The sequence below is a fragment of the Paenibacillus sp. LHD-38 genome (genome assembly GCF_031157315.1).
Lineage (GTDB): Bacteria > Bacillota > Bacilli > Paenibacillales > Paenibacillaceae > Pristimantibacillus.
This window is the reverse complement of sequence record NZ_JAVIFU010000021.1, coordinates 113,038-120,249: the sequence shown is the minus strand read 5'-3', so window position 1 is coordinate 120,249 and position 7,212 is coordinate 113,038. Positions and strand designations below refer to the sequence as shown.

The 7,212-nt window shown below is 44.7% G+C and carries 4 protein-coding genes and 1 rRNA gene; 1 reads left to right on the top strand and 4 read right to left on the bottom strand.

Annotation, left to right across the window (positions count from 1 at the left end; all coding sequences use genetic code 11):
* The 3 genes from RCO25_RS18970 to gyrA all read right to left on the bottom strand — a co-directional run.
* Positions 1–110, bottom strand: a 16S ribosomal RNA gene (locus RCO25_RS18970); the annotation flags it as partial.
* Positions 111–523: 413 nt separating this feature from the next.
* The gene (locus RCO25_RS18965; RefSeq protein ID WP_308997697.1) at positions 524–1,597 is read right to left on the bottom strand and encodes an HD-GYP domain-containing protein; all 1,074 of its coding nucleotides are present in this window, start codon (positions 1,595–1,597) and stop codon (positions 524–526) included.
* 102 nt (positions 1,598–1,699) lie between these two features.
* Positions 1,700–4,183, bottom strand: coding sequence for a DNA gyrase subunit A (gene gyrA, locus RCO25_RS18960; protein ID WP_308997696.1), 2,484 nt, complete (start codon positions 4,181–4,183; stop codon positions 1,700–1,702).
* 287 nt (positions 4,184–4,470) lie between these two features.
* Here gyrA and RCO25_RS18955 point away from each other — a divergent pair, with 287 nt between their 5' ends.
* A complete protein-coding gene (locus tag RCO25_RS18955) occupies positions 4,471–5,244 on the top strand; it encodes a YheC/YheD family protein (protein WP_308997695.1) in 774 nt (257 codons plus the stop codon).
* Positions 5,245–5,275: 31 nt separating this feature from the next.
* On the opposite strand, the gene gyrB is transcribed toward RCO25_RS18955, so the two are convergent.
* On the bottom strand, positions 5,276–7,186 hold the full coding sequence (gene gyrB / locus RCO25_RS18950) for a DNA topoisomerase (ATP-hydrolyzing) subunit B (RefSeq protein ID WP_308997694.1): 1,911 nt from the start codon (positions 7,184–7,186) through the stop codon (positions 5,276–5,278).
* Between the last annotated feature and the right edge of the window lie 26 nt (positions 7,187–7,212).

Below are 7,212 nucleotides of genomic sequence, written 5' to 3'. Positions count from 1 at the left end.
ACTCACCCGTCCGCCGCTAACCTTGTCCCGAAGGACAAGATCCGCTCGACTTGCATGTATTAGGCACGCCGCCAGCGTTCGTCCTGAGCCAGGATCAAACTCTCCAAATTGGTGTTTGAAATGCTCATTACTTTTTATCGCTTTTTCGCTTATCCCGAAGGATTTGCGAGGCAGTTATTACTCGTTGTTCAGTTTTCAAAGAGCAATCTTTTCTTCCGTGTCGACCGTGTGTCTCGTTGGCGACCTAGATAATATATCATGTTCGCCTATGGTATTGCAAGTGTTTTTTTCTTTATTTGCGAAAAAGTTTTTGTTTTAGCATTTTGCCCCTTTTTATAACTGGTATTGCTCGTCCAAACTAAGAAATGCAACGTACCGATGCAACAAAATATAATGTTTCCCGTCATTCTTTTATTATTCATACTGCTAATTAAAAAACAGTAAGTACAAAGATACGCAGCTAAAACATAATTAGTCTTAGCGTGACGTGAATGTACTTACTGTTCATTATTATAAGAGTAATTTATCTCAGTACTTCCTTAATATGAAGATGTCGCTCAACGATTAGGTTTACGATTACCCCTTCAATGGAAACCCATGGCCTCGTAGGGTAGTTGCGTTCCGAAAACACAATCTCTCCAACACGCTCGTCACTGAGCCTGACGATCGTTCCATTATGGAACTGAGTCGCCTTCTCTACAAATGTACGGACATAAGTCGGATCCAGCTTGCCGAATGAATCACTTTGAATTTGTTCCAGTACGAGATATGGAGACGCAGCCTTCCTATATGCCTTATTTAAGGTCATTGCGTGGAAGATATCTGCAATAGCTACAATCTTGGCATAAGGGTTAATTTTCGTCGCATCTATGCCAAGCGGATATCCCGAACCGTCAACCTTCTCATGATGCTGCAGGGCAGCCATCTTTACCCCCTCGTTCAGGGCAGGGACATTTTTGAGCAGCTGGTAACCAAGAACGGTATGCCTCATCATTTCTTCTTTCTCTTCCGCTGATAACGGATTGGGCTTGGTGAGGATCATCTTGTCGATCCGAACGTTCCCAATATCATGCAATAAGCCGGCAAATGCGATTTGCATCCAATCCTTTTGAGGAAAACCCGTCCATTGCGCGATTTGATAAGAAGTTAGTGCACAAGTGATACTATTATGGATCAAGTAATCCTTCTCCACAAATTGACGCGGTACAAAGGTTAGCAAGTTATAGCTCTTAATATGCTCCAGCATCTTCTCTAGCTGTTTGCGAATATCCATTACCGGCATTGCTTGCCCAGCTACAAAAGAATTGAATACTTGGCGCAAAACAATGACCATTTTGTCATACTCTTCATGCAAGGGAGATTCCACGAATACCGGACTTGCTTCCTGGTATGAATCTTCATCTGTATCCTCGCGTGTTTTGCTTGAAGCTTGGTTTGATTCAATTTCAACACTTGTAATAAGGAATGCTTGCAATATTTCTACTTCTTTAGGTGTAACGACTTTACCTTTTTGAAATAGAACACCGCCAAGCGGGGTGAGGACATCTTCAATGATTTTATCGCCTAATTTAAGATGTGATAACGTTACCGCCGCCACAAGAGTCCTCTCCCCTGTAAGTGAATATATTCGACATATGTATTAAAATTGCAAAACACAAGCTGATCCGTACGATGACGGCATCAGCTGTGTCTTTTATCATTATTCTGTTGGCGTTTCGCTACCGTCTTGCTCTTCGTTCTCATCAAGCACTTCATTCTCTTCACTGCGAGCTACACGTGTTACAGTTGCTACCGTATCATCCTCACGCGTATTAATGAGCTTAACCCCTTGTGTATTTCGGCCCATCGTTGAGATGCCCTCCATACTCGTGCGAATCATCGTACCAGAAGCGGTCATGATCATAAGATCCTCATCGTTCTCAACGACTTTGAGGGATACGATCGGCCCGTTCTTATCGGTAACGTTAAGCGTCTTAATGCCTTTACCGCCACGGTTTTGAATACGATAATCGGCCACTGGAGTCCGCTTGCCGTAACCTTTGGATGTAACGATCAGAATATCCTTATCTGGTACGATAACGTCCATATCTATAACGGTATCGTTATCATCGAGTTGGATACCTTTAACGCCTGTAGCTGAACGTCCCATGGATCGAACATCCTGCTCCGAATAGCGGATGGACATCCCTTGCGCCGTACCCATAATAATTTCCTGATTACCATCAGTCAACTTCACGCCAATGAGATCATCATCCTCACGAAGCGAGATAGCAATTAGACCGACCTTCCGGATGTTGACATAATCGTCCAGAGGTGTTTTCTTCACAACCCCTTGTCTTGTTGCAAAGAACAAGTAGTGCTCAGAATCGAACTCCTGCACCGGTATAACCGCATTAATCGTCTCGCCTTGTTCAATTTGAATAAGGTTAATGATTGGCGTTCCGCGAGCAGTACGATTGAGATCAGGAATTTCATAGGCTTTTAGCTTGTACACCTTACCCTTGTTTGTAAAGAACAATAGATAATGGTGCGTATTAGAAACGAATAGATGTTCAACAAAGTCATCATCCTTCGTACCCATGCCGACTACGCCTTTACCGCCCCGCTTCTGGCTGCGATAAGTACCTACCGGCAAACGCTTGATATAGCCTGTATGCGTAATCGAAATGATAACATCCTCACGAGGAATGAGATCCTCGTCTAGAATTTCTTCATCACTCGCCATTAGCTCTGTACGGCGCTCATCACCGAAGCGTTCCTTTAGTTCATTTAGCTCCGTGCTGATAATATCAAGAACAAGCTGTTCATCGGCCAAAATCGCTTTATATTCAGCAATTTTACGCATTAGTTCTGCGTATTCCGCTTCAATTTTGTCTCTTTCCAGACCAGTCAGACGCTGTAAACGCATATCTAATATCGCTTGCGCCTGCTCATGTGAGAGTGAGAATCTTGTGATCAAACCCTCGCGGGCTTGATCGGCCGTCTGAGAAGCACGAATTAATGCAATAACCTCATCCAGATGGTCAAGCGCAATGCGCAAACCTTCCAAGATGTGTGCCCTTGCCTCAGCTTTTTTAAGGTCAAACTCGGTACGGCGACGAATAACCTCGATTTGATGCTGCAAATAGTGATAAAGCATATCTCGGATGTTAAGCGTCTTAGGCTCACCATTTACGAGCGCCAGCATGTTAATCCCGAAGTTGGACTGCAGCTGCGTATGCTTGTACAAATTATTCAGCACGATACTTGGGTTAACGTCTCTACGAAGCTCAATGACGACACGCATTCCGTTACGGTCAGATTCATCGCGCAAATCCGTAATGCCTTCGATCTTTTTCTCGCGAACGAGCTCAGCAATCTTCTCAACCAAACGGGCTTTGATAACTTGATAAGGCAGCTCATGCACAATAATGCGCGCTTTGCCGTTATTCTCCTCAATGGTTGCCCGCGCCCGCATCGTTACCGAACCGCGCCCTGTCAAATAAGCTTGACGAATGCCTTGGCGGCCCATTACAAATCCGGCTGTTGGGAAGTCTGGACCTTTTATATATTCCATTAACTCGACTGGCGTAATGTCAGGGTTAACAATTAGAGCCTGTACTCCATCGATAACCTCGTTCAGGTTATGTGGAGGAATGTTCGTAGCCATACCTACCGCAATACCCGTAACCCCGTTTACGAGCAAATTCGGATAACGTGCTGGAAGTACTACTGGCTCCGATTCTTCACCGTCATAGTTGGGTGCGAAATCAATTGTTTCCTTGTTGATATCACGTAACAGTTCCATTGCTATTTTCGAAAGACGAGCTTCCGTATAACGCATGGCTGCTGCAAAGTCACCATCAATTGAACCAAAATTACCATGTCCGTCAACGAGCATATAACGCATAGAAAAATCCTGCGCCATCCGTACCATCGATTCATATACTGCTGAATCACCATGCGGATGGTACTTGCCGATTACTTCTCCTACGATTCTCGCCGACTTCTTATGAGGCTTGTCCGGTGACATGCCTAGCTCTGACATCGCAAACAAAATGCGTCGATGCACTGGCTTTAGACCATCCCTAACATCGGGAAGAGCACGGCTTACAATGATACTCATTGCGTAATCCATAAAGGAATCCCGCATCTCCGTACCAATATCCCGATCTCTTATAGATATACGTTGTTCTTCCGCCATGATTTACCTCCCTGACGCCATCTATAGCTACTCTTAAAACAACATAACTCTTATATTACTTTCTCAAAAAGCGAGCATATAAACATTTTTAGCTCTTGCTTTTGAAATTCCGGTGAAACAGGCTTCATTCTTCAAAAAAAATAGGTGAATTCCCGCTATCCATACATGGAAAACCGCCATAAAATAAACAGACCCAACTTTCATTATACCACTCAATTCCAAGTCTGTCTCCTTCATCATTTGATTTCCGTTCGGAGAAAAGAAACAACGCGAGAGGAGAAAAACCGTTGAGCATTCGACGTGTTAAGAGCAAATGGGCTAAAACAAATATCATGCTCACATCTGAGTATTTAAGTCAATATATGCCTACAACGAAGTTATTTGGACGCACAAATCTTCAGTCCATGCTGAGTGAATATGGAATGGTCTACTTCAAACCTATTAACGGTACTTTTGGCAATGGCGTTACTCGAATAGAAAGAACGACTGAACCCACCCTCGGTTACCGCTATCAGTTAGATAAGCGTATTTTGTTCTTCCCTACTTTTGAGGAGCTTTACCAAAAGCTTGCGAAACAAAAGAAGAATCGGCAATACATCGTTCAAAAAGGAATCCACTTGCTTCGTCATCAGAAACGCCGCTTCGACATTCGTGTCATGGTGCAAAAAAATCCAAGCAAAGAATGGGAAGCAACAGGAATTATCGGACGGCTTGCGCATCCAGCAAAAATTGTTACAAATTATCATAGCGGCGGAACCCCTATGGCGCTGGAGCGGTTAATGAGCGACCATACCAACTCATCAGAGCTGACTGCGTTCAAAAACAGATTGAGAAAACTAAGTATTGCCATCGCAAAAAATCTCGAGGCTGCTTACCCTAGCATAAAAGAATTAGGAGTCGACATTGCAATTGATGCCAATCTTCATCCATGGATTTTAGAAGTCAATACATTACCTGATCCTTTTATCTTTCGAAAGCTGCCCGACCAAAGCGTATTTCATAAGGTATACCGCTATGCGGTTGCCTATGGCCGTTTCAAAAAAAGAAGCAGACGTCCATAATTGGCGGCTGCTTCTTTACCATTTACACGCTTTAGAAATCTAGATTCGTTACGTATCTAGCGTATTTCTGAATGAACTCACGGCGCGGTTCGACGTTATCACCCATAAGCGTATCGAAAACGACATCAGCTTCAATCGCATCTTCGATCGTTACCTGGAGCATCGTACGGCTTTCCGGGTCCATCGTTGTTTCCCAAAGCTGAATGGCGTTCATCTCGCCGAGTCCTTTATAACGCTGGACGTTTACTTTGACGCCTTCGCCAAATTCAGCAATAATCCGATCGCGTTCCTTCTCGGTTTGCGCGTAACGAATCACTTTATTGCGCTCAATTTTAAATAGCGGAGGCTGAGCAATATAAATATAGCCCGCATCTATAATTTGACGCATATAGCGATAGAAGAACGTCAGCATGAGCGTTCGAATATGAGCGCCATCGACGTCGGCATCAGTCATGATTATGATTTTGTGATAACGAGCCTTAGCCAAATCAAACTCATCGCTAATGCCCGTACCAAGCGCTGTAATGATAGCCCGGATCTCCGCGTTGCCCAAAATCCGATCCAAACGTGCTTTCTCTACGTTCAAAATCTTACCCCGAAGCGGCAAAATAGCTTGGAAGTGACGATCGCGACCCTGTTTAGCAGATCCGCCGGCAGAGTCACCTTCTACGATGTAGAGCTCACTGATTGAAGCATCCTTGGAGGAGCAATCTGCAAGCTTACCAGGCAATGATCCTACTTCGAGTGCACTTTTCCGTCGAGTCAGCTCACGCGCTTTGCGCGCTGCTTCACGGGCACGTGCGGCTTGTAAGCCTTTCTCTACGATTTTGCGTGAAACCGATGGGTTCTCCTCAAGGAATTCCTGCAGTTTCTCGGCAAAAAAGGATTCCACAATTCCGCGAACTTCACTGTTACCAAGCTTGGTCTTTGTTTGTCCTTCGAATTGCGGCTCCGGAATTTTGACCGAAATAATCGCAGTCAAGCCTTCACGCACATCGTCTCCGGAGAAGTTGGAGTCATTGTCTTTAATCAAGTTCGATTTGCGTGCATAGTCATTAATAATACGCGTAAGAGCACTCTTAAAGCCGGATTCATGCGTACCGCCCTCATGCGTATTGATATTGTTTGCAAAAGAATAAATGTTCTCTGTATAGCTGTCGTTATACTGCAATGCGACCTCTACATGGATATGGTCCTTCGAGCCTTCGACATAAATCGGCAGCTCATGAAGCGGCTCGCGATTGCGGTTTAAATATTTTACAAATTCGATGATTCCGCCTTCGTAAATAAACGTATTCGATACGCCTGTGCGTTCATCGGAAAGAACGATCTCAATGCCTTTATTCAAAAACGCCAGCTCACGAATACGCGACTGCAGCGTTTCATAATCATAAACGGTTGTTTCCGTGAAAATCTCGCTATCCGGCGTAAACGTGACCTGTGTGCCCGTTTCCGTCGTATCGCCAATTATTTTAATATCATACTGCGGAGCACCCTTGCGGTACTCTTGCTGATAGATGTGGCCCTCGCGTTTTACTTGAACAATGACGAGCTCGGACAGCGCGTTTACGACAGATACACCGACGCCGTGCAAACCGCCGGATACTTTATAGCCCTCACCGCCGAATTTACCCCCGGCATGCAAAACGGTCATAACGACCTCTAGTGTCGATTTTTTTAGTTTTGCATTCTCGCCTACAGGAATACCGCGGCCATTATCAATAACGGTTACGCTGTTATTCTCGTGTACGATAACCTCGATTCTTGAGCAATAACCAGCCAAAGCCTCGTCAATACTGTTATCGACAACCTCCCATACGAGATGGTGAAGACCTTTGCCACTGGTGGAGCCAATATACATCCCCGGACGTTTGCGTACCGCCTCTAATCCTTCCAAGACCTGTATCTGACTCTCGTCATACGTATGCTGCTCCAAAGACATGCAACTTCACTGCTCCTCTCAACTGC

What these genes read in the sequence shown, in the direction of transcription:
- gyrA (WP_308997696.1), bottom strand. Translation starts at nt 4,183, where the DNA reads ATGGCGGAAGAACAACGTATATCTATAAGAGATCGGGATATTGGTACG.
- gyrB (WP_308997694.1), bottom strand. Translation starts at nt 7,186, where the DNA reads ATGTCTTTGGAGCAGCATACGTATGACGAGAGTCAGATACAGGTCTTG.